General features: G+C 67.8%; 16 protein-coding genes and 2 pseudogenes. 11 read left to right on the top strand and 7 right to left on the bottom strand.

Translation table 11 applies throughout. The annotated features are described in order from the left end of the window. Positions 1 to 202 precede the first annotated feature (202 nt). The 3 genes from ACFYY7_RS23970 to ACFYY7_RS23980 all read right to left on the bottom strand — a co-directional run bounded on the left by ACFYY7_RS23970 (position 203) and on the right by ACFYY7_RS23980 (position 7,185). Positions 203 to 580 (bottom strand): hypothetical protein, encoded by a 378-nt coding sequence (locus ACFYY7_RS23970; RefSeq protein ID WP_388664305.1) that lies wholly within the window; start codon positions 578 to 580, stop codon positions 203 to 205. A 253-nt stretch (positions 581 to 833) separates the two neighbouring features. Next, the gene (locus ACFYY7_RS23975) at positions 834 to 5,240 is read right to left on the bottom strand and encodes a S8 family serine peptidase (protein WP_388664306.1); all 4,407 of its coding nucleotides are present in this window, start codon (positions 5,238 to 5,240) and stop codon (positions 834 to 836) included. Between the two features lie 1,447 nt (positions 5,241 to 6,687). Continuing rightward, entirely contained in the window at positions 6,688 to 7,185 is a 498-nt protein-coding gene (locus ACFYY7_RS23980) for a hypothetical protein (RefSeq protein WP_388664308.1), read from the bottom strand. 240 nt (positions 7,186 to 7,425) lie between these two features. On the opposite strand from ACFYY7_RS23980, the gene ACFYY7_RS23985 reads away from it, so the two are divergent. The 3 genes from ACFYY7_RS23985 (at position 7,426) to ACFYY7_RS23995 (ending at position 9,019) form a co-directional block, all read left to right on the top strand. Then, positions 7,426 to 8,193: a class I SAM-dependent methyltransferase gene (locus tag ACFYY7_RS23985; protein WP_388664310.1), complete on the top strand. Its 768-nt coding sequence runs from the start codon at positions 7,426 to 7,428 to the stop codon at positions 8,191 to 8,193. A gap of 195 nt (positions 8,194 to 8,388) precedes the next feature. Continuing rightward, positions 8,389 to 8,598, top strand: coding sequence for a hypothetical protein (locus tag ACFYY7_RS23990; RefSeq protein WP_388664312.1), 210 nt, complete (start codon positions 8,389 to 8,391; stop codon positions 8,596 to 8,598). 28 nt (positions 8,599 to 8,626) lie between these two features. Beyond that, a complete protein-coding gene (locus ACFYY7_RS23995) occupies positions 8,627 to 9,019 on the top strand; it encodes a hypothetical protein (RefSeq protein WP_388664314.1) in 393 nt (130 codons plus the stop codon). 12 nt (positions 9,020 to 9,031) lie between these two features. Here ACFYY7_RS23995 and ACFYY7_RS24000 read toward each other — a convergent pair. Further along, a pseudogene (locus tag ACFYY7_RS24000) lies at positions 9,032 to 9,676 on the bottom strand (transposase); the annotation flags it as partial. 668 nt (positions 9,677 to 10,344) lie between these two features. On the opposite strand from ACFYY7_RS24000, the gene ACFYY7_RS24005 reads away from it, so the two are divergent. Together ACFYY7_RS24005 and ACFYY7_RS24010 are read left to right on the top strand one after the other, a co-directional pair. After that, complete coding sequence (locus tag ACFYY7_RS24005; protein WP_388664316.1) at positions 10,345 to 11,079, top strand: MerR family transcriptional regulator; 735 nt, start codon at positions 10,345 to 10,347, stop codon at positions 11,077 to 11,079. Beyond that, complete coding sequence (locus tag ACFYY7_RS24010) at positions 11,076 to 11,915, top strand: hypothetical protein (RefSeq protein ID WP_388664318.1); 840 nt, start codon at positions 11,076 to 11,078, stop codon at positions 11,913 to 11,915. Before ACFYY7_RS24005 ends, ACFYY7_RS24010 begins: the two co-directional genes overlap by 4 nt. 112 nt (positions 11,916 to 12,027) lie before the next feature. Here the strand turns inward: ACFYY7_RS24010 and yidD are convergent, their stop codons facing one another. Further along, complete coding sequence (gene yidD / locus ACFYY7_RS24015; RefSeq protein WP_388664319.1) at positions 12,028 to 12,480, bottom strand: membrane protein insertion efficiency factor YidD; 453 nt, start codon at positions 12,478 to 12,480, stop codon at positions 12,028 to 12,030. A gap of 195 nt (positions 12,481 to 12,675) precedes the next feature. Here yidD and ACFYY7_RS24020 point away from each other — a divergent pair, with 195 nt between their 5' ends. The 3 genes from ACFYY7_RS24020 (at position 12,676) to ACFYY7_RS24030 (ending at position 15,666) form a co-directional block, all read left to right on the top strand. Next, positions 12,676 to 13,659: a hypothetical protein gene (locus ACFYY7_RS24020; RefSeq protein ID WP_388664321.1), complete on the top strand. Its 984-nt coding sequence runs from the start codon at positions 12,676 to 12,678 to the stop codon at positions 13,657 to 13,659. A gap of 840 nt (positions 13,660 to 14,499) precedes the next feature. Next, positions 14,500 to 15,078 carry a GNAT family N-acetyltransferase gene (locus ACFYY7_RS24025; protein WP_388664323.1) on the top strand — a complete coding sequence of 193 codons (579 nt, stop codon included), beginning with the start codon at positions 14,500 to 14,502 and terminating at the stop codon, positions 15,076 to 15,078. A 198-nt stretch (positions 15,079 to 15,276) separates the two neighbouring features. Next, on the top strand, positions 15,277 to 15,666 hold the full coding sequence (locus ACFYY7_RS24030; protein ID WP_388664725.1) for a hypothetical protein: 390 nt from the start codon (positions 15,277 to 15,279) through the stop codon (positions 15,664 to 15,666). Between the two features lie 401 nt (positions 15,667 to 16,067). Here ACFYY7_RS24030 and ACFYY7_RS24035 read toward each other — a convergent pair whose 3' ends face one another. Then, entirely contained in the window at positions 16,068 to 16,289 is a 222-nt protein-coding gene (locus ACFYY7_RS24035; RefSeq protein WP_093895341.1) for a hypothetical protein, read from the bottom strand. A 756-nt stretch (positions 16,290 to 17,045) separates the two neighbouring features. Further along, a pseudogene (locus ACFYY7_RS24040) lies at positions 17,046 to 17,565 on the bottom strand (amine oxidase); the annotation flags it as partial. Here ACFYY7_RS24040 and ACFYY7_RS24045 point away from each other — a divergent pair. The 3 genes from ACFYY7_RS24045 (at position 17,561) to ACFYY7_RS24055 (ending at position 19,678) form a co-directional block, all read left to right on the top strand. Beyond that, positions 17,561 to 17,716, top strand: a complete 156-nt coding sequence (locus tag ACFYY7_RS24045) for a hypothetical protein (RefSeq protein WP_388664325.1) — start codon at positions 17,561 to 17,563, stop codon at positions 17,714 to 17,716. The pseudogene ACFYY7_RS24040 and the gene ACFYY7_RS24045 sit on opposite strands and share 5 nt — an antisense overlap. Before the next feature lie 20 nt (positions 17,717 to 17,736). Then, complete coding sequence (locus ACFYY7_RS24050; RefSeq protein ID WP_388664326.1) at positions 17,737 to 18,321, top strand: GNAT family N-acetyltransferase; 585 nt, start codon at positions 17,737 to 17,739, stop codon at positions 18,319 to 18,321. Between the two features lie 430 nt (positions 18,322 to 18,751). After that, positions 18,752 to 19,678 (top strand): ATP-dependent DNA ligase, encoded by a 927-nt coding sequence (locus ACFYY7_RS24055; RefSeq protein WP_388664727.1) that lies wholly within the window; start codon positions 18,752 to 18,754, stop codon positions 19,676 to 19,678. The last annotated feature ends 108 nt before the right edge of the window (positions 19,679 to 19,786 follow it).

Genomic DNA, 19,786 nt, shown 5'->3' on the forward strand with positions numbered 1-19,786 from the left:
ACCTGCCGCGTCGTACGGGCGTTCAGAGCCGCTACAGCGTGGTCTCCCGTCGGCGACATGCGCGGGTGTCATGAGGAGCCGGACAGGTTGCCGGGGTCACACGTGGGCCAGGGCTCCTGTCTGCCCGGGATGACCGGGGCCCTTCAGTCAGGTCAAAGTTCCGCTCGTGGCGGAGGCCGGCGTGGTGGATCTGCCCGGCCAATCAGGAGCACATGCCCCGAAGGGTGATCAGGGCGGCCTCGATATGGCCGTCGTCCTCGGCCAGGTGCAGGCTGCGCTGTATTTCCTTCGCCGGGGGCAGGTCGTCGGTGAGCAACGACCGGCGCAGCAGTCCGACAAGGTCGGGTGCGCGTTCGCGGTGCTGTCGGTGCAACAAGAGGTCGCACCGTTCGGCGTTGCGGCGGGCGAAGGCGTACATGTTCTGCTCGATGAGTGTTCTCGTATGCCTCGCCAGGCCCTGATGCTCGCAGTGCTGTGTTCCGGCGAGGTCGGTTCTGTTTTCGGCGTGCGCCGCGCGCAGCACTCCCAGATGACGTTCGAGACGGTCGAGCCGTCGCCATCTGAGTGTGCTCCTGTTCACCTGCTTTGGCTTGATCGAGCAGCGCCTCGTCGCCCAGACCTGGACTCGGGAGGAGCGATGCCACGGCCGCTGCCCGACTGGAGATCAGCCTGCGGACCATGCAGCGCAGGGTCCGCAGGCTGATGGATCTGGCCGACACCGAATCCCGGGTGTTGCTCGGCTGGCACACGCGGGACCGGGGCCGCCTCTGAACGCCTTCGTCCCGTCGAGCCACCGACTGCGGTGGCTCGACGGGACGAGGTGGCACCGGGGCCTAGTTGCCCAGACCTGCCGGGATCCTCAGCATCACCGAGCTGGACCAGGCGGCGTTCGGGCCGCCCTCGCCGTAGACCATGAGCTGGTGGTGATCGTTGATGTCGAAGCTGTAGGTCGGCGTGAAGCGATCACCGGCAGAGAGCGGCACCATGCCGGACAGATCCCAGAGCCGTCCCTGCGGGTCCCACATCGCCGACACCGCGACGTCCGGGAAAATTTCGACAGTTCCGAGGATCCACCCGTCGTCGGTGACTTTCTCACCGGTCGCGTTGTATCCGTAGTCGGCAAGGCGCTGCATTCCGCCGGCCTTGGTCCACACGAACGCGTCGTCACCGCTGGTTCCCACGACGGTCCCGGAGGTGTTCACATCGTTCGCCTGGGCCGAATGCTGTCCCGGAAGCGTGCCGAGATCCTGAACAGCACCTGACGTCGCATCCCAGGCGACCGCGTGCGGCACATGGCCATCGGTGTGCGAGGCACCGACGATCATTCCGGCATCGTTGATGGCGCGCGGCTGGGTTACCGTCATATCCGAGGACAGGTGGGCCAGCTTGCTGAACGTCCCATCCGGCGTCCGCACGAACCCGTCACTGTAGCTGTGGTTCTTACCGTCGGGCTCCTTGACGATTGCTTCGGAGAATCCGGTGACCACCTCCTTGTTGTTCACGGCGGTCGCGTAGCCGCTGGAATAGGGCCGCCAATCCGGGACGCCGAGCACGGTGAGCGATCCATCCTTGGCCCATTGGGCGGGAAGATAATGCAACGCACTGTCCGTCGCGATACCGACGGCGATCTGGCCGTCATTCAGGTCCAGAGCCGATCCGTACCTGCCCCCGGCAAGATCCAGGTTGGTGAACCCGTCGGCGGCCGTCCAGATGGTCGGCGTCATCCTGGCGTTGTACTGGCGATCCCCCGCGACTACGCCGCTCTCATTGAGGGCCGCGCCGACGAATGGCGGGGTCCACGCGACCAGATCGAGTTTGGGGACATCGACAGTGGCGATCGTGACGTCCGCCGCCCCGATGATCGTGCCGTACTTGTTGGCCACTCGGACCCGGCCGACCATGGGATCCTTGGTCAACTGCCGAGCGCTGACGATAATTGCCCCGTCGACCGGCATCGACTGGCCCGTGGCAACCGTGTACTTCGCGTCGGATTTGGGCGTGATCGTGCCGAGGCCCTTCGAGTACATCTCTTGGTGGTAGTCGAACGTGACGTTGTCTCCGGGCACGGCGACTCCCGCGACCACGATGAAGTACGTACCCGGCTGTGGATCATCGATGACGATGTGCTCGGGCGAGTCCCCGGTCGTGGTGCTCTGACCTATCGGCCTGCCGTTGAAATACACATAGAAGTCCAGATCGGCAGTGTCTCTGGGCGTCAGCGTCACGTCGAGCCGGGTCGTCTGACGCGGAACATAGAGCATGTTGGACGTGATTTCGCCTTGCGAGACCGTCGAGAACAAATTGCGGACATCGCCGATCTCGCCAGTTGCGACGTGGGCGATCGCGGGGCCAAAGGTGTTCGTCCCCGTCGAGCCGACTTTCGTCGGCGAGTTCATCGTCACCTTGTCGACTGCGACGGTCCCCGGATCGAACGACATGCCCTGCAGCGAAACCGTCGCTGTGTACGGGTTCCGTTTGACCGGAGACGTCCTGCGAGACTCGATCACGAACTCCCAGATGCCGGGTTTGGGTCGGTACACCGGTCGTGCGGTGGCGTTGCAGTTCGCCGGGTCGGTGTAGTTGGTGTAGCAGTGGTAACTGGCGTTGGAGTCCGCGGGCATGCCCTCGGGGTCGATGGGCAATGCGCGGACCTGGCTGCCGTCGGCAAGCCCGCCCAGTGTCAGCTGCAGTGCTTCGACGCCCTTGGGAACGGGCACCAGCAGCGAGGTGGTTCCGGTTCGGCCGAGCGTGCCGGAACGGGTGACCGCGTAGTCGGGTTTGGCCAGCGGCTTGGTCGCCAGCACGGTGACGGCGACGAACTGGTCGATGCCGCCCGTCGCCGGGTCATCAATGGTCAGGATCGCGCTATGCACGCCGGAGCTCGTCGCGGTCGCGGTGACCGTGATGTCGGCCGCCTTTCCGAGCTTCAGGGGCATTGCCGCGTGGGCGCTGAACGTGCCGTCGTTGCCGATCCATCCGATCCGGTGCACGACGTTCCCTGCGGCACCGCTGGTCCGGGTGACGCCGACCTTGTAGGTCTTCCGCGCACCGGTCACCTGGCCGCCATCCGTTGGCAGACAACGGTTGTAGATGCCGACGCCGGTGTTCGGGGTCGCGAGCAGGCCGGACAGCGAACTACAAACGGGAGCCGACACAGTGAGCTCATTGGTGTTGATGCCGGCACGGAGCTGCTTCCAGGCCGCGACGGTGTCGATGATGCCGGCGCCCTGCGCGACGGTCGGGACGCCGGGGATCGGGTCGGCGGTGCCGGTCAGGGCGGTCTTCAGCGCCGCCGAACTGACCGTCAGCGAATGGGCCTTGGCGGCCGACAGCAGCAGCGCCGCCGCTCCGGCGACCTGCGGGGCCGCCATGGAGGTGCCGTTGGCCATGCCGTACCCGACCGGCAGCGAATACCCGGCCTCGGGGACGGCTTCACCGGAGAGCCACATCGGGATCGAGGAGATGGCGGCGCCGGGCGCGGACACCTGCGGCGCCAGCGCCCCGTTCTCAGCGGGGCCGCGGGAGGAGAAGCCGAAGATGCCCTGCTTGGTGGCGACCTTCGACCCGTAGCCGGCCCACCAGGTGTCGGAGCTGACGGATGCGGCGACCGAGATGGCCTTGCCCGCCACGGACGGCGAACTGACGGTGTTGGTGCCGAGGCCGTCGTTACCGGCGGCGATGATGATCTGCACGCCGAAGTTGTCGATCAGCTTGTCGTAGAGCGCGGCGATCACGTCGGAGCCGTCGTTCAATGCAGGAAGCCCACCGAGGGACAGGTTGACGACATCGACATGGCGATTGGTGACCAGGTCGATCATGCCCTCGGTCAGTGCCGCCTGGGTGCAGCCACCGCCCCAGGTGCAGGCGCGGGCGGACACGATCTGCGCGCCCGGTGCGGCGCCGTGCATCCGGCCGCCGAACATCGACGTGCCGGCGGTGATCCCCGCCACATGGGTGCCGTGCGAGGCGACCGGCAATCCGATAGACACGTAGTTCGCGGTCTTGCCGACGTTGCTGCCGCCGAGCGGGGAGAGATCGACGTTGTCGCGGTACTCGACGACGAACGGGATGCGCTCGTTCTTTGGTGTTGCGGGGTCGTCGCTCCCTAAGTGGCCGACCTGGCGGTCGACCGCGAACGGGGCCATCGGTGTCTCGTCGGTGAGGTCCTGGTTGTTGTTGCCGTCGACCCAGATCCTGTGTGTGGTCGGGTCGTACAGAACCCCGTGGAAGTCCAGGGTGTCGCCGTCCCGGTTGAGGTCGCCCTCGAAGTCGCTCCCGGCCGTCGCACCCTCGTAGAAAACGCCGAATTGGAACGTGCCCTCCGGGATCGTCCAGGTCTTGCCCAGGTAGCTGAACGTCGGACCCGTCTTGGTGGTGGACATCCGCACCCAGCTGCCGTCGCGGTCGGTGACCGGATCGGTCTCGGTTACCCAATCGACAATCTTGGGCTTGCCGTCGCTGGTCGTCTGTAGTGCGGGATGCTCGACGTCGACGCCGGTGTCCAGCACGCCGATGACCGTGCCGCGCCCGTCCCAGGCCGGGTTGTTCTTGACGAAGGCCTCGGCGCCGGTTTCGTTGACCGGTAGGTACGGGTTGTCGGCGGGCGTGTTCGCGCCGGGCGCGGTCGGCCTCGCGGCCTTCGTTGCAGCCGGCCTCGCACCCGCGGCGCCCAGATCCGGGCCCGGGATCTTGTACGTCCGGTTCAGGTCGATCGCCGCGACCGACCGAAGGCCGGCCAAGGCGGTCACGCTGCCGGTCGGGACGGTCGCCCGGACGTAGCCGACCTTTCCGGTCACCGACCCGACAGTCCCGCCGGCCTTCTCCACCGCGGCGACGACGTCCTCGGTCGCGCCCTTCCGGGCCAGCATCAACACCGTGACAGACTTCTTCTTCGACGCCTGCGCCTGCTGCAGCAGCCTGGTGTCGGCGTTGCCAAGCTTCTCGGCCGCAGTGTCCGACAGCAAATCGTCGGCCAGCGGCTGGAACCTGTCGGTCTTCCCCTCCCTGTAGATGGAGTCCGGGTTGTCGCGCCCGGCCCGGTCGTCGAGCCCAGCGACGGGCGACCGACCCGGTCCCTGTGGCCCGTCGGGATCAGCGGGTTCGACCTTGCTCGCGCCGGCACTCCCGGAGCCGGTCCGGTTGGTCGGGTCGGCGGCTGCGGCCGCAGGCGCCATCAGCGCCGCGGCGATCAACACGGCCGACGCCGCGGCAATCACACCTGTTCGTCTTCGTCGCGCCATCGTGCTCCTAACCAAGGAGTGAAACATCACCGTGCGGCCAAGCCCGCAGACACGAGAACGGCCGAGCCGCCTGGCCAATCTCGCAGTTGGGTCCGGGCAGGATCAACGGACCGAGCGGGGCGGATGTCCGCCATGGCGCATGCCCGCCACGCTCGGCGCAGACCCACCGCTCCCAGTCGGTCGACCAGGCCGGCGAGGTCCCTCAGCACCCGCCATCGGTGCGGATTGAAGGAGCGGGAGACAGCGGCCCGGGTGCGAGTGGAAGGGCTGCGGGAGGAAGTCGCGTGACTGGCCGGGGTGTTGGAGGCTGCGGCGATCGAACTCGGCCGGTGGGTGATCGCGCGGGAGGAACTGGTCGAGGCTCTGCAGGCATGCCGCCCGGCCCGAGTGTCCGCCGCGGTGTTCTCGGCAGTCTTCTTGATCGGTTCGGGATCGGTCTCATTGGCCGGGGGCAGTGCTACGGACAGGCGGCCGCGGTGGGCGGAGGCGATGTCCTGGACGCGGTGGGAGAGGCACTGACAGAGGGGGAAGCGATCGCTGACCTGCACGGCGTCGGGTGCGCCAGCGGTGATGCCCTGCCAGTAGATGAGGGAGCCGTCGCGGCAGGCGTCCTCGACACCTGGGTGCCCACGGAGCCAGTAGCTGAGCTTTCCCGCGTCGCGCCCTCCCAGAGGGTGAGCGGGAGCCGGGTGGTGGCGTCGACCAGGAGGGTGCCGTAGGTATCGCCGTAGAGCGCGAAGTCGTCCACACCGAGCACCCGGGGGGTCTCCAGTGGCGGAAGCGGCACCCGCATCAGCTGGGCCATAACGGTGCATCGCGAGAGCGTGACGTTCAGGATCCGCAGCATCCGGGCACCACCTCGGCCGGCCGGCACCACACCGATAGCCTCTACCAGGTGCTGCAATTTGGGTGTGCGCCGCTGGTAGCGCACGGTCAGCCCCGGCACTTGCTCGGCGAAGGTCACCTTCGGACAAGCCGCGTTCTCGCAGTACAGGCAACGCACGGACAAGTCGATGCACAGAGGCCGACCTCCGAGATTAATCTCGGCGAGGCGCCGTACATAGCGGCTGTGACACCACGCGCTGAGCCGGCCGCAGCCCGTACATCCCGCTGGAGCACCGGACCTCGCGCGGGCGCAAACCGCCACGACAGCGTAGGAGACGTCGGCCGAGACCACCAGCACATCGACCAACTGTGGTAACAGATTTGCCAGTTCAACAGAGCACAGACATAACCGGTTCGGTGAGAGCGAGGCGCGCCCCGTACGTATCTGTCGTACGGGGGAGCAGGCGGCAGGAGCGTCGTCGGGGCGCAGGGCAAGCGGGGCGTACCTCGGTGGCAGCACCGGGTCTCCGAGCGGCGGCCAGGCAGCGTGTTGCAGCTGGATGCGGCAGCTCGTGTACACCCTCCACCTCCGGCTGGGCCACACAGCATCCTGACGGGCCCGTCACAAGCTCTGCTGGAGTCGCTCCGCAGCCTGAGCTGGGGTGTCGCAGTAGCCAGGCCGTGCCAGCAGAACCGAGTTGAAGAAGTAGCCCTGCTCTTCCTCTGGCTCGTCGTCGGCTGCGAACGGGCGCCAGAAGCTCAGGAGCAGGTCAGAGGCGATGAAAGACGCTGGGTCGTCGGGGTCTGCCTCGATCGAGGTGTACTCGCTCATGCGTTGCACCAGTTCGCAGGCCGGAATCGCGAACACGTCCAGGTCCCGGAAGGTGACTCGGTCTGTCTGCGTCGACGGCCTCCCGAGCTCAACAGCTTCGAGCATGTCTCGCGTGCAGTGGATGCTGATCATCAGTCCGCTGGGACGGAAGACGTGCTGACCCGGCCGGTCAAACTCCGAGACCGCGGAGAGATCGCGGAGCGAGTCCAGCGCCGTGTTGGCCGATTGCCGAGTCATACCGATCCGCAACGGGCCAACGCCGATTGGTGGGGCGAGGTCGAAGTCCATGCGGGCATGATCCCAAAGAGGTCTGTCAACGAGTCACGAAGGGCCATCCAGTCCCGAGACGTTACAGAGCGTGAGAGCTCCACAGAAGTTGTGCCGGAACCTGAGTTTGAACAGCAGTTGGCGATCAACGCGCTCGCAGATGTTCACGGGAAATGACGGTGCTGTGGTCGGTGATGGCGTTCACGTCGGTCACAGGGATGACCGGCACCTCCGGGGAAGCAGGCGCGGTAGTCTCGGGCCATGCCCGGAATATCGGTGGCGCACTTCTACGATGAGCTGGCCAACGACTACCACCTGATCTATTCAGACTGGGACGCGAGCGTCCGTCGGCAGGGGGGCGCCCTGGACGCTCTGATCGGCCAAAAACGTGCGGCGGTCCTCGACTGTTCCTGCGGCATCGGCACGCAGGCCATCGGCCTGGCGCTGCGTGGGCACCGTGTCACCGGGACCGACCTCAGCCCCCGCGCCGCAGCCCGCGCCGCCCGTGAGGCCGCCCGCCGGAACCTGAGCCTGCGCACGGCCGTCGCCGACATGCGACGCCTCCCGATTCCTGACGGCCGGTTCGACACCGTCGTCTGCGCCGACAACTCGCTGCCTCACCTGCTCACTGAGCAGGACGTGCACGCCGCCCTGACCGAGATGCGCCGCGTGCTACGTCCCGCCGGCCTGCTACTGGTCAGCACACGTCCCTACGACGACCTGCTGCGCGGCCGCCCGGCTTCGACGCCTCCACAAGTCCACCCGACCGCCGACGGCGAAGAACGAACCGTCACTTTCCAGCTCTGGCACTGGCACGACGATGGCGAGCTCTACGACCTGGAGCACTTCCAACTCCTTCCGGCAGGCGGAGAATGGCGCGTCCAGGTCCGCCGGACCACCTACTGGGCACTCGGTCAGGACAAACTGGCCGGCCTCGCGGCCAAGGCCGGGTTTATCGACCCCGAGTGGCGGATGCCTCAGGAGACTGGCTTCTTCCAGCCGCTGCTCGTGGCCCGCGCCGGTCCGTAGGTGATTCCACCTCGGCGTGGGAGGGCAGGTATCAGCCAGTCCTGGCGGGTTCCTCGGCTCGGGCTCGGGTGGTGGCGAGGTGGTAGACACCTCACGGGGTCAAGCGGTCGAGCCTGGGTCGTGGGAGGCCGGTGCAGCCTTCTGGCTGTTCGATTTCAGGCGGGGTGTGGGGATGCAATGGACGTAGCGCGGGTCATGGAGTCGTTGGCAGAGCAGGGTGTGACGGTGTTGTTCAAGGTCGACGCCGAGCGCATGCGCGATGCGACGAAGCCCTGGACCTTCGTCGCGAGCGGGGCTCCGTTTCGGGATGATCTCCTGGTTCGCACGGACGCCGTCTCTCTGGAGGCGTGCCTGGAGGTCTGCCTTCCGCGACTGCGTGAACTCGGCTTGGTGATTCCCGATTGACGGCGCGGTCCAGGGCGGGCAACGAGCCGTGATCGAGCTTCCCGAAGGGTCATGGTGGGACTGGGACATTGTTGCCTGGAACCCCGGGCGGTTGTGTCTGGGCGCCGGGCACGACATTTCGTATGCCCACGGCCTGGAGCTGGTGTTCAGCGACCCGGTCTTCGTCACGTGCCCGGCCGTTTTCCAGGACCCGGTGTTTCGTGCGCCGACGCCTGACGAGCTCCTGTTCATTGCCCGGCAGGTCGGTGAGACACCTCCCGTACTGATTGCCTTCGAGGCCGATGCGGGCGGGTCGAGTCTCGCCTCCGGCCTGGTCGCGGCCGGGCAGCTCGACATCGTCCAGGGAACCGTCTTCCGGTACTGGCGCGAGAATCTGGCAGTCGGGGAACGTCTGGCTCCCTGGGTGGAACCTCCGGCTTGATCGGTCCTCGGCCTATGCGGCCGCCGCACCAAGGGCGTCGCCCGAAGGCGGGAAAGCGGCGAACTCGTTGCGCTGGGCGGCGGCGTGCCAGTCGGAGTGCTCGTCGCGTCGGCGCCGGTAGTGGGCTTTGGCTCCCATGGAGGCCGTCAGGGACGCGAAAGCCCATAGATATCCCGCATGGTTGAGACGGTCGTTCTTCACCCAGCGCCGGGTCGTACTCGACTTCTTCCCCGAGGCCCGGGTGATGGGTGAGGCGCCGGCATATGCCTTCAGACCACGGGCGCTGGCGAAGCGGGTGCGATCGTCTCCGATTTCGGCCAGCACACGGGCACCGAGCTGGGTGCCGAGGCCGGGAAAGCTGAGGATGATCTCCGCGCCAGGCTGCTGCGGGAAGACTTCCTCCACCCCCTGCGCAAGTTCATCCGCGGCGGCGCAGGCGGCCGTGAGCTGGCCCAGGAGAGCGAGCATTTGCCTGCCCAGCTCGTCCTCGACCAGGGGCCGCTGGTGGGCCCAGTCCTGGCGGAAGGCCTCGCGGAGCCGCTCGGCTTCGGCCGCGATGCCGCGCTTGCGGCCGGGTCGTTCGAGTGCGGCCGTGATCTGCGGCTGCGTCAGGCGGGCGGCCCTGGTCGGTGTGGGAACTGGCTTGAGGAATTCGCGAGGTGCGGAGGTCTGCACGGAACGCCGGGGTGTCGTCGTGGCCGCTGATGCGTGCGTAGGTGCGCACGAAGTGGCCGAGGGCCTCGGCGCGTCGGGTCGGGCAGCCGGAGGCCAGGGCCTCGGCGGCCAGTGTGCAAGCGTCCGTGATGCCGGAGTAGAACGACGCGACGTGGCCGGCCTGGTGGCTCTGCGGTTGGCGGCGCCGGTCGTCTCCGCTGGTCAGGGCGTGGAGTTCGGCGTAAGCCAGGGCGGTCGTGCTGGTCGGGGTGGCTGGCGGTACAGGCACCGCGCCTTCGATGACGGCCCGGGTCAAGCGGTGCGGCAAGCTGGTCGGAAGCGCCCAGAGCCAGTATCGGACCAAGCGGTCGTGAGCCTCGTCGAGCTTGCCCACCTCGGCGAGCAGTGCGAGGCGGCAAAGGCGGGCGAAGGCGCCGCGTTCGCTTCTACGTGGATGTCTTCCGGGCTGTGGCCGTCCTACGCCCTCTTCGTGACCCGGACACAGTCGAACTCGACTAGGACGACGAGAGGTAGTGGGAGCGGACGCTGGCCAGATACGTGCGCAGGCGAGGCCGTACCACTCCCCTGCATAGACGCGCTTGAATCGGTTTGCGCCCGACGATACTTTCAGCGCTTGACCTTGACGCAACGGCAGCGTTTCTACTGGCGGCATGCGAATCGGAGAGATCGCCGCGCTCGTGGGGCTCACCACCCGGGCGATCCGGCACTACCACCATGTCGGGCTGCTTCCGGAACCGGAGCGGCGCCCCAACGGCTACCGGGCCTACAGCGTCCGTGATGCCGTGCTGCTCACCCGGGTGCGCCGGCTCACAGGACTCGGCCTCAGCCTCGATGCAGTGCGTGACGTCCTCGCCGACGATGCCGGGCGCGAACCGGCCAAGGCATTGGAGGAACTCGATGCCGACCTGGCCCGCCAGGAGGCCGCCGTCCGGGAGCGCCGCTGCCGGCTCAGCACACTGCTCGCCGAGCCGCCCGGCGCGACCGGGCCCGTCTCACCCGCCCTCGCCGCGCTGCCGGCACAGGCCCCCCGAACAGGTTCGCCAAGCGCAGCCAAGGACCGCGAGTACCTCACGCTGGTGGACGCCACCAGCACCAGTAACCAAGAGAGTTTCGCGCTGCTCGGAACGCTGATCGCCGATCCTGCGGTTGTCGAACCGTATGAGCGCCTCGACGCGCTCGTCGAAGCCCCCGCCGACGATCCGAGGATCGCACCCCTGGCAGCTGACCTGATGGCAGCCGTCCCCGAGGAGTTGTTCGCCGCGATCCCCGAGGACGGGGTGGTTGTGACCGGATTCAAGGAGGCGTTGCCCGCCGAGTACGCCCCCGTGCCGGCGGAAGTCGTGGGCCGTCTCATGGGCGCGTTCGTGGAAAGGGGCCGGGGATGAGCGGCCGGCCAAGGGGCGTACGAGCGGCGCGGCTCGCGGTAGCCGCTGTGCTGCCGGGGGAACTTGCCCTGGCGGCCTGCCTGATGGCCGGGGTCCGGCCTCCCGGGTGGGCGCTGGTGGGCGCCGAGGCGCTGGTGCTCGCGGTGCTGCTGCTGGATGCCTGGGTGCTGCGCTCGCTGTACATTGCCGCGCGCGCCTGCGGCGCAGACCGCCGGGCGGCGCGGCGGGCTGCCCTGCAGGAGGCGGTGCCGGTGACGGTCCGCCGCCTGGTTCTCCACGAGCTGCGCGCCCTCGCCTCCCTGGGGCAGTGGCTCCGGCGCGGCACGCACGGGGTGCGCCCCGGGGACCTCGCTGCCACGTACACCGGGCCCCAGACCGCGATGATGTACGGGTTGCTCTTCGTGATGGTCATCGAGACGGTCGGCCTGGCCTTCCTCATCCCTTGGCCGGTGGTCCACCGGGCGATTCTGGTACTCGACCTGTACGGCGTCGTCCTCGTGCTGGCCCTGCACGCCGCCTGCGTCACCCGGCCGCACGTCGTGCACCCCGACGGCTCTCTGCGGATCCGCTACGGAGCCCTTTTCGACCTCGCCGTACCGCAGGACGCGGTCGCCTCGGTACGGGTCGACCGGCGCTACCCCGAAGGCCGCCTGATCACTCTCTCCGAGGACGGGGTCCTCGACCTGATCGTGGGCAGCCAGACCTCAGTAACCCTGGAGCTGAACCGGCCGCTCCCCTTCACCCGCCCGCTCGGCGCAACGGAAAAGGCCCACACCATCCGCTTCCACGCCGACGATCCGCGCGCACTGGTCAGCGCACTCCGTCAGCCCACCTAAGACCATGTCCTATGTGGTGATTGCCCGTTGGGCTGTCCATGGGGCGGGGTACGTGGAGTCCACGACGGCGTCCCACCGAATCCGTTCACGTGTCATACCGCATCCCGGCCTGTCAGCCGGGCACCGGATCGCGGCCTCCTCGCCGTTGGGCAGCTCCCGGCCGACACCGCAGAAGACGCCCCAGAACCAGCCGGCCACCACGCAGCGCACCATGCTGGTGCAGCGCCTTGACTGCGTAGGTGGAGCAGCTCGGCGTGTAGGGACAGCACGCGGGCAGCAGTGGACTGGCCTTTGTGCGGTAGCGCCGGACGGCCTCATACAGCGCGCCCGCCGCCCGACCGCTCGGACGGGGCGCCGCCGGGTCTTCACCAACGGACCTCGGGAGTCCGGCCGCCCGGGGCAGGACAACGAGGAGAAGGGAGACGAGCCACAGGTCGGGGCAGCCCGTGCGGCTCCAGAAGCAGCTGTCGGCACACATGTCGCCGCAGTTCTCCTTTCGGCTGCTGTCCCTGCTGCCCTTGCGTCGCCGTGTCATCTGACCTGCCCCCTTCTTCGACTTCGCCATGATCCTACGGACGGCCGAGGATGCGCCAGAAGGACCCTGGCGACCCCGGCGGAACACGTTCGGCAAGCCCAGCCCGCCGCAGCGCCCCGACGCGTTCCGGGGGCCGGGTACAAGCGGCTGGAAATCATCGCATTACCGGACCTGCGGGGTGGGGAGGCTCGGACCGTCATTAACAGAAGGTGATCGGACGGATATATGAGGAAAGCGGACTTCGGGAATGCCCTGCAGGAGCTTCAGAAGGAGTGGGCCGGAGAGCTGGAGGCCCAGCTGAAGCCGGTGACGGACGGGCAGGAAGCGATACGCCAGCAGTACCTGAAGATTCTGGAGACCGTCCAGGCAGGCACCTCCGGGCTGCGCGAGGAGAACCGGGAACTGCGACGCCGCCAAGAGCGACTGATCTCGGACGTCACCGAAGCACGGCAGGACGTGTCAACAGTCCGCACCGAACTCGCCCAGGCGCTGCTCGCCGCGCCTACTCCCCCGCCGGAGAATACCGCCGCACCGACGGCAGAGACCCGCCCCCTGCCTGGCACCGAAGCGCCTGCCGAATCCGAAGAGGAGCCCATGAACCACACCGAGCCCGGCCCGGTCCCCCACGCCTCCGCCATCCGTCCCGCCGGGGCCGACCCCGAGAACGGAAACGGCCAGCAGGCGCTGAAGCGGGCGGCGGCGGCCGCGTACCGCGGCACGGCACCCGCCGCGCAGTCCGGGCCGGTGATCCCGCAGCAGGCCCGCCGTCAGGAGCAGCCCGCCGCCGAGGGGCTCGCGCCGGAGGTGCAGCACGGTGTCCGGCTGATGAAGGCTGCTGGTGTCGCTCTGGCGGAGCTCGTGTGCCACCGCGACACGTGGGAGTACCTCACCGGCCTGAGCACCAATCAGACGCACTTCCGTACCCCACCCAACGTCGATGACGTCAAGGACGGGCGGGTACGTGTCGCCCTGTCCGGGCGGTCGCTCATCGCGCTCCTGATCACCCTGTGGAACACCCGGGACAAGGCCGAGTTCCTCACAGCCGACTGGGCCCTGGCGGCCACCGCGTACGACCGGTTTGCCGCCGGGCTCGACACCGTCGGCAGGGGAACCCAGCATACGGTGCGCATCACGCTCGACGACGGCGCACCTGTCGCGCAGCCCGAGCCGGCCGGGGCCGGCTCGGAGACAGGCACACCAGACAAGTGACGGTGGCGGGGCGGTGATGGTGGGCGGTGGTGCCGACCGCCGTCCCACAAGAGCGGGCGCTCTCCGGCCTGGAGCAGGCCGTTCTCGCCCACCGACATCGCCCACTTCATGGCCGCCCCGCCCTCAGCGCCCGACGCTTCATCCAGGAGCCTCGATGAACAGGCAGCCCACCGCCCACGTTGTGATGAGCGACGCCATCGCACCGCCGTTGCCACCACGCTCGAAGAAGCTGAGACCACGGTCCTGAAAGCCGTAGGCCTGCCCCCTCAGCCAAAAGCCGTCCGACTTTCGGTATCTACGCAACGACTTCACAGACTTTGTGGGATGTTTCCTTCCCAACTGGTCATCCGAGGTCGGTCAGCCCGTTCTGGCCCCCGGGCCCCGCAATGCGGCGATCCGGCTGCCCTACCTTGCCGCGGGCCGCGAAGCTGCCGGACCACCCGGCCCACCCGGCCCACCCGGCCAATCATGGCGGTGTTCGCCGCGGCCGATGCCCCGCTGCGGGAGCGGGCGGTGTGTGAGGCGATGGACTTGGAGATCGCTCCCAGCAACATCAACACAACGTCCGTCTGAGGCTCAAGCGGCTCGCCGAACAGGGGGATCCTGGCCGAGACCGAGCAGGGGCTGTTCACCCTGCCACGGCTGTAGCTCCTCCTGCGGGCCGCAACCGGCCTGCTCAGCCCGACCGTAAGGCCAAACCGGGCATCACCTCAGGTGCCACCCTCTGGGGGCGCTCGGTCGCGCCGATGAGCGCACACGTCTGCCGGCCCGCCGAGAAAACCCGTTGCGAGTGACCCGCATCGGATGTCTGATTGATCGGTCACCGATCAGGAGAGGGACATGAGGACGTCACTGCCCACCCCCTCGTTGCATACCGCTCGCCTTCGACTGCGCGCCTTCGAAGATGCGGATGCGGACGACCTCTTCGCACTGCACAGCAGCGCCTACGTGCTGCGCTACTGGGACGCGCCACCGTGGAGCGAACGTGTGCGCGCCGAGAAGTTCGTCACGGCTTGCCGGAAGATGGCACAGGAGGGCACCGGAGCGCGGCTGGCCGTAGATCGTGTCTCCGACGGGGCCTTCATCGGCTGGTGCAGCCTGACCGGGTGGAATCCGGACTACCGCAGCGCGTCGCTTGGCTACTGCTTCGACGATGCAGCGTGGGGCCACGGCTACGCGACCGAGGCCGCGCGCGCTCTGCTGCGGTGGGCATTCGACACGCTGGACCTAAATCGCGTCCAAGCTGAGGCCGATACCCGCAACGTGGCTTCTGCCCGCGTGCTGGAGAAGCTCGGCTTCGTGCGTGAAGGGACGTTGCGGGAAGACTGCGTCGTCAACGGCGACGTCTCTGACTCGTGGGTCTACGGGCTGATCAGGCGGGAGCGGCAGCCGTCGTCCGAGCCGGTGCCCGCCCGCTGAGTTCCGTCGCTCGGCACCCGGTACCGGCTGACCCCAAGCAACTGATCACTGCGTCTCATCCACACGCAACGGCGAACTGGATAGAGAGTCGCATACCGTCCTCCAAGAACTCGTAACACGATCTTGTTGAGGTTTCCTGGTTGGGTGTGTCCAGTGTGACGATACGGCTGTTCGTGATGCCGTTACGCTGGGGTCGTGATGGTCAAGGGGACAGGCGGACGGTGGCTGGTCGTCACACTGGCCGCTTCTGCGGTACTCACCTCAGGGTGTACGGACTCGGTCGACACCGAAGAATTGCCCGGCGTGTACCGCAACGACGCGACCGGCAGCGAGATCCTGCTCGAGTCCGACGGAACGTTCTCTGCCACTGATGTGTCGACAGGCTCGCTCTCCGGCCCCGCCGACTTCAGCGGTCGATGGGAGTTCGTCGACAGCAGCTCGTCCAGCGACTTCATCTATCTGACGGTCGATGACGGACTAGGTAAGACCGCTGGCATCCAGCTCTACACGAGCGGTCGAGGGACGGTGGAGTTCCGCGCTCCGGACAAGCCGCCGTCCCTGGTGCTCACCAGGGTGGCCGCGCCGTAGAGCCTGCGGGGCGGGCACCGCCGCACCGGAGGCTGGTGGTGACTGGTACCTCTCGATCTCCCCCAACCGGTTGCACCATGGCCCCGGAAGCATGCTGCGCACCTGATAGACGGAGGACGGCCTGAGCAGCCGTCAGGACGGCGCTGCCGGGCGTGTGGTGGTCAAGCTCGTCACGTGGCTCGACAACGTCCGCAATCGCGCCGCGAAACTCCCCGAGCAGCGCCGGGCGGCCCTCCGTTGAGCTCGGGACGCGTTGGTAACCGAACGGGAGCGGGGCGGTCCGGGAAAGCGGGCGTGGCCCCGGCTGGCTTGCCCCTGAGCCGCGCCCATACACACGTACCGGCAACACTCAGCGCCACGATGCGCCGGCCCAGCTGGGGGCCGGGCCGGCGCAGTGTGCGTTACGGGCGCGGTATCTCTGTGGTGACCTGGTCGTACCGGACGAGACGAGGGGTGAAGGAATACGAGGGATGTCTCTCCTGGAGGCGTGCCGTGGCATCGTCGAGATACGCCCACATGTCGGCGGGGTCGGCGCCGACGCCGAACGTCGCGTCGTTCAGCACCTCCATGTCGGGACTCGCGATGTATGCCACGTACTTGAGGGTCTGACTGCCGCTGGCCATGGTTGCCTCGGTCTCCTTCGAAGTGCTGTGTGGTGTGTTCCCGTCCTTGCCGCCCGTGGTGTCTGCGGCCTGTGCTGTTCCGGTTGTCGTGAGAAGTGTCGATGCGGCAACTGCGCCGGTAGCACCCAAAAGTGCTCGCCGGGAAATGTCTGACACAGTCCCTCCCCCTGCCTTGATGACCCTCCCTGCGAGGGCTCGCGGCTGACGTTACAGCCACGTCTTCGCGGTGGAACGACCATTGCGGTGACTAGGGTCGCGGTGCCGAAGCTCCGCTGCGGGGTGGGCCCTTCGGTCTGCCCAGGATGCCGGAGCCGTAGGCCGCCACGGTACCTGTTACGGAATCCGGCGAGCATTAGGGGCCGACGCCCTCATCCAGGCCACGCCGGTGTCGTGCGGATAGAGGCTGAACACGTAGCCGGCCAGCGGTGGCGAACCACCTGGCCTCGCGTACGGACCCGTGCTCGCTGAGTACGAGCGGCTGCTCGACAACGCACACCCCGACACTCGTTCTGCTCGTGATGCCCAGTCCCAGTTTCGGTCGGCAGGGGGTGGTTCTGGGGAGCCTCCGTTGCAGACGGGTGTCTCCAGCTCAGCCAGCAGCAGACCTGTGCGGAGGGCCGCAGGACGTCGACCGGCATCGGACCGACAGTATGAAGCGCCCTCTCCGGGACGCTCCCAGCGTTGGCGAGGACGATGTCGGCGAGGGCTCCGCGGCCGTCGTTCTTCGGCAGGGCTGTGCCGAGGCGAAGGAAACGGTCACCACCTCACCCTCAGGGCGGCGGCCTCGACTCCACTGCGGCAGCCGTCTTCGTGGAACCCCCACCCTTGGTAGGCACCTGCGAACACGGTTACTCTCGTGTTCAGTTCGGGCAGCCGGCGCTGGGCGGCGACCGGCTCGGTCGTGTACGCCGGATGTTCGTACGTCATACGGGCCAGCAGCCGGGCCGGGTCGAAACGGTCTTGGCCGCCGAGGGTGACGATGTACAAGCTGCGGGAACCGCCGGTGACGGTCCACCACACGGGTGCTCCGCTCACCGAGAGCATGCCGTGGTGGGCGAGGAACCGGAAGAGGAAAACGGCGGGGTACCGCAGGGCTGTTTGCGCGTTGCAGGACCACACGACTGAAACCACCGGTGTCATGAAGTGGCCCTGAAGCAGAGCGAGAAGGCCGTTTCGTCGAGGGACCGACCGAGGGTGAGGGTGCCGTCGGCCTCGCCCTGGTCCAGCAGGCGGCGTGTGCGGCCCGGTGGAAGCGCGGCACCTCCGCGAGCATGCGTCACAACATGGCGCTGCGCAACGGAATGGCTGAACACGGTGGTCGGGCGGGTGGCGCTGTCGATGACGAGCGGTTCTGGCTCAACTTCCGTGATGCGGTTGCTGTGCGTAATGGAGGCGATGTGATCCCGATCCTGACGGTGAAACAGTGATCCGAAGCTATGGTGCAATGGTGAGCAACGACTCCCTCCTCGGCCGCACCGTCCGTCTGCTTCCGCTGGCCGTCGGGCATGCAGAAGCGCTGTTTCCTTCAGCGTCGGATCCCGAGGTCTGGCGGTGGATGCCGCGGCCCCGTCCTGGCTCCCTGATTGAGACTCGGGAGATGATCAGCCAGATGGTGGCGGATCGGACCAGGCGGTGCTTCGCCGTCCAGCGCCTGACGGACAAGGCGGTAATCGGCTCCACCAGTCTGTATGAGCTTGACCTCGCCGAGGGCCGCGCTGAGATCGGTGCGACCTGGTTTGATCGTTCTTGCTGGGGTGGCCCCTACAATGCCGAGTCCAAGCTTCTGCTGTTGGCCCACGCCTTCGATGATCTGGGCCTTGCCCGAATCGCCTTGCGCACCGATAACCTCAACATACGGTCCCAGCAGGCGATGACACGGCTGGGGCTGGTCCATGAAGGGACGTTGCGCAGCCACATGGTGCGCCAGGACGGCTCGCGTCGCGATTCGCTGTACTACAGCGTCCTCGTGGATGAGTGGCCGTCCGTGCGTGACAAGCTCGTCACCCGGGTGGCGGCCAAAGCCACTGTCTGATCGTGTAGTGGCCTGTCACCATGCACTTCACCCGGAGTGACCGCATCACGCAAGCTCTGCCAGAACCCCTGAGACCAACGAAGCCACTGCCGCCGCACTGCGGGAAGCGGCCGACGGGACCGCGGCGTTCCGTGCCTGGCGCGATGCCCCGTACCACCGGACAATGAGCGAACTACTGAGCAATGTCGACCTGCTGGCGGCCCTGAACGCCTCCGTCAAGGCAGCCCGGGAGAACCGCGGCCCGGACGCGACCAGGCACACGATGCAGCCGCGCAAAAAGGACCGCGGTCAAGAAGGCCGGCACGGCCGGGAAGAGGCGCACGGTGAAGAAGACCACTACGGAGAAGACTGGGTCCGCGAGGAAGCGCAGCGCGTCCTGAACGGACGGGTACGGAGCGGGATGGTCATGGGGTTGCCGCGGATCGCTCCGATGCTCGCGACGCCGGGCAGTCTGCCGCCCGCCGACGTGGAGGACCGCTGGGCGTTCGAGGTGAAGCAGGACGGGCAGCGGGCCATGGTCTACCTGCCGGGCGACGGGAGCACGGTCTTGCGGTCCCGGTCCGGGGCGGACATCAGCGCCGTCTACCCGGAGTTCATGACACTCGGGTCCGTGCTCGGCCGGCCCGCGGTCCTGGACGGCGAGATCGTCGCACTCGACAGCGAAGGGCGCAGTGACTTCGAGCGGCTGCAGCCCCGCATGGGACTGACCTCGGCGGTGAAGGCCGCCCGGATGGCCCTGTTGGTGCCGGCGCATCTGGTTCTGTTCGATGCCGTGTACCTGGACGGCCGCGGCCTGACCGGGCTGCCGTACACCGAGCGCCGTACCCTCCTGGAGGGCCTGGGACTGGACGGGAAGCACTGGTCGACGCCCGCGGCGGTCGTCGGGCACGGCGAGCAGGCGCTGGAGATGACCCGGACCTCGGGGCTGGAAGGCCTGGTCGCGAAACGGCTTGCATCGGTCTACGAACCCGGGGTCCGGTCCCGCTCGTGGGTCAAGATCCGGCACGTCCGGACCGTCGATGTGATCGTGGGCGGGTGGGTGCCCGGCCGAGGCCGGCTCACCGGCCTGCCCGGCGCCCTGCTGGTGGGAGAGGCGTATGCAGGCGGGCTGCGGTATGTGGGCAGCGTCGGCACCGGATGGAGCGACACCGAACGCACCACACTCGCCGAACTGCTCCGCGTCGCCGCGATCGACGAGTGCCCCTTCGACAACGCACCGGGCGTGGCCGGAGCACGATGGGTCCTGCCACGCCTGGTCGGCGAGGTCCGCTACGCGAGCCGGACCAGAGCGGGGCTGCTGCGGCAGCCCTCCTGGCACCGGTTGCGCCCCGACCTCGCCCCGGACGACATCACCTGACCTGGGCACCGCGCACCCGCTTCCGCCGCTGGGTCGCGGACGGCACGTCCGACCGGATGCCGCTCAGGTCACAACGGTCTGCGGCCCGGTCGGTCGCCTGCTCGCGGA

Origin of the sequence: Streptomyces sp. NPDC001933 (assembly GCF_042890955.1) — a bacterium.
GTDB lineage: Bacteria > Actinomycetota > Actinomycetes > Streptomycetales > Streptomycetaceae > Streptomyces.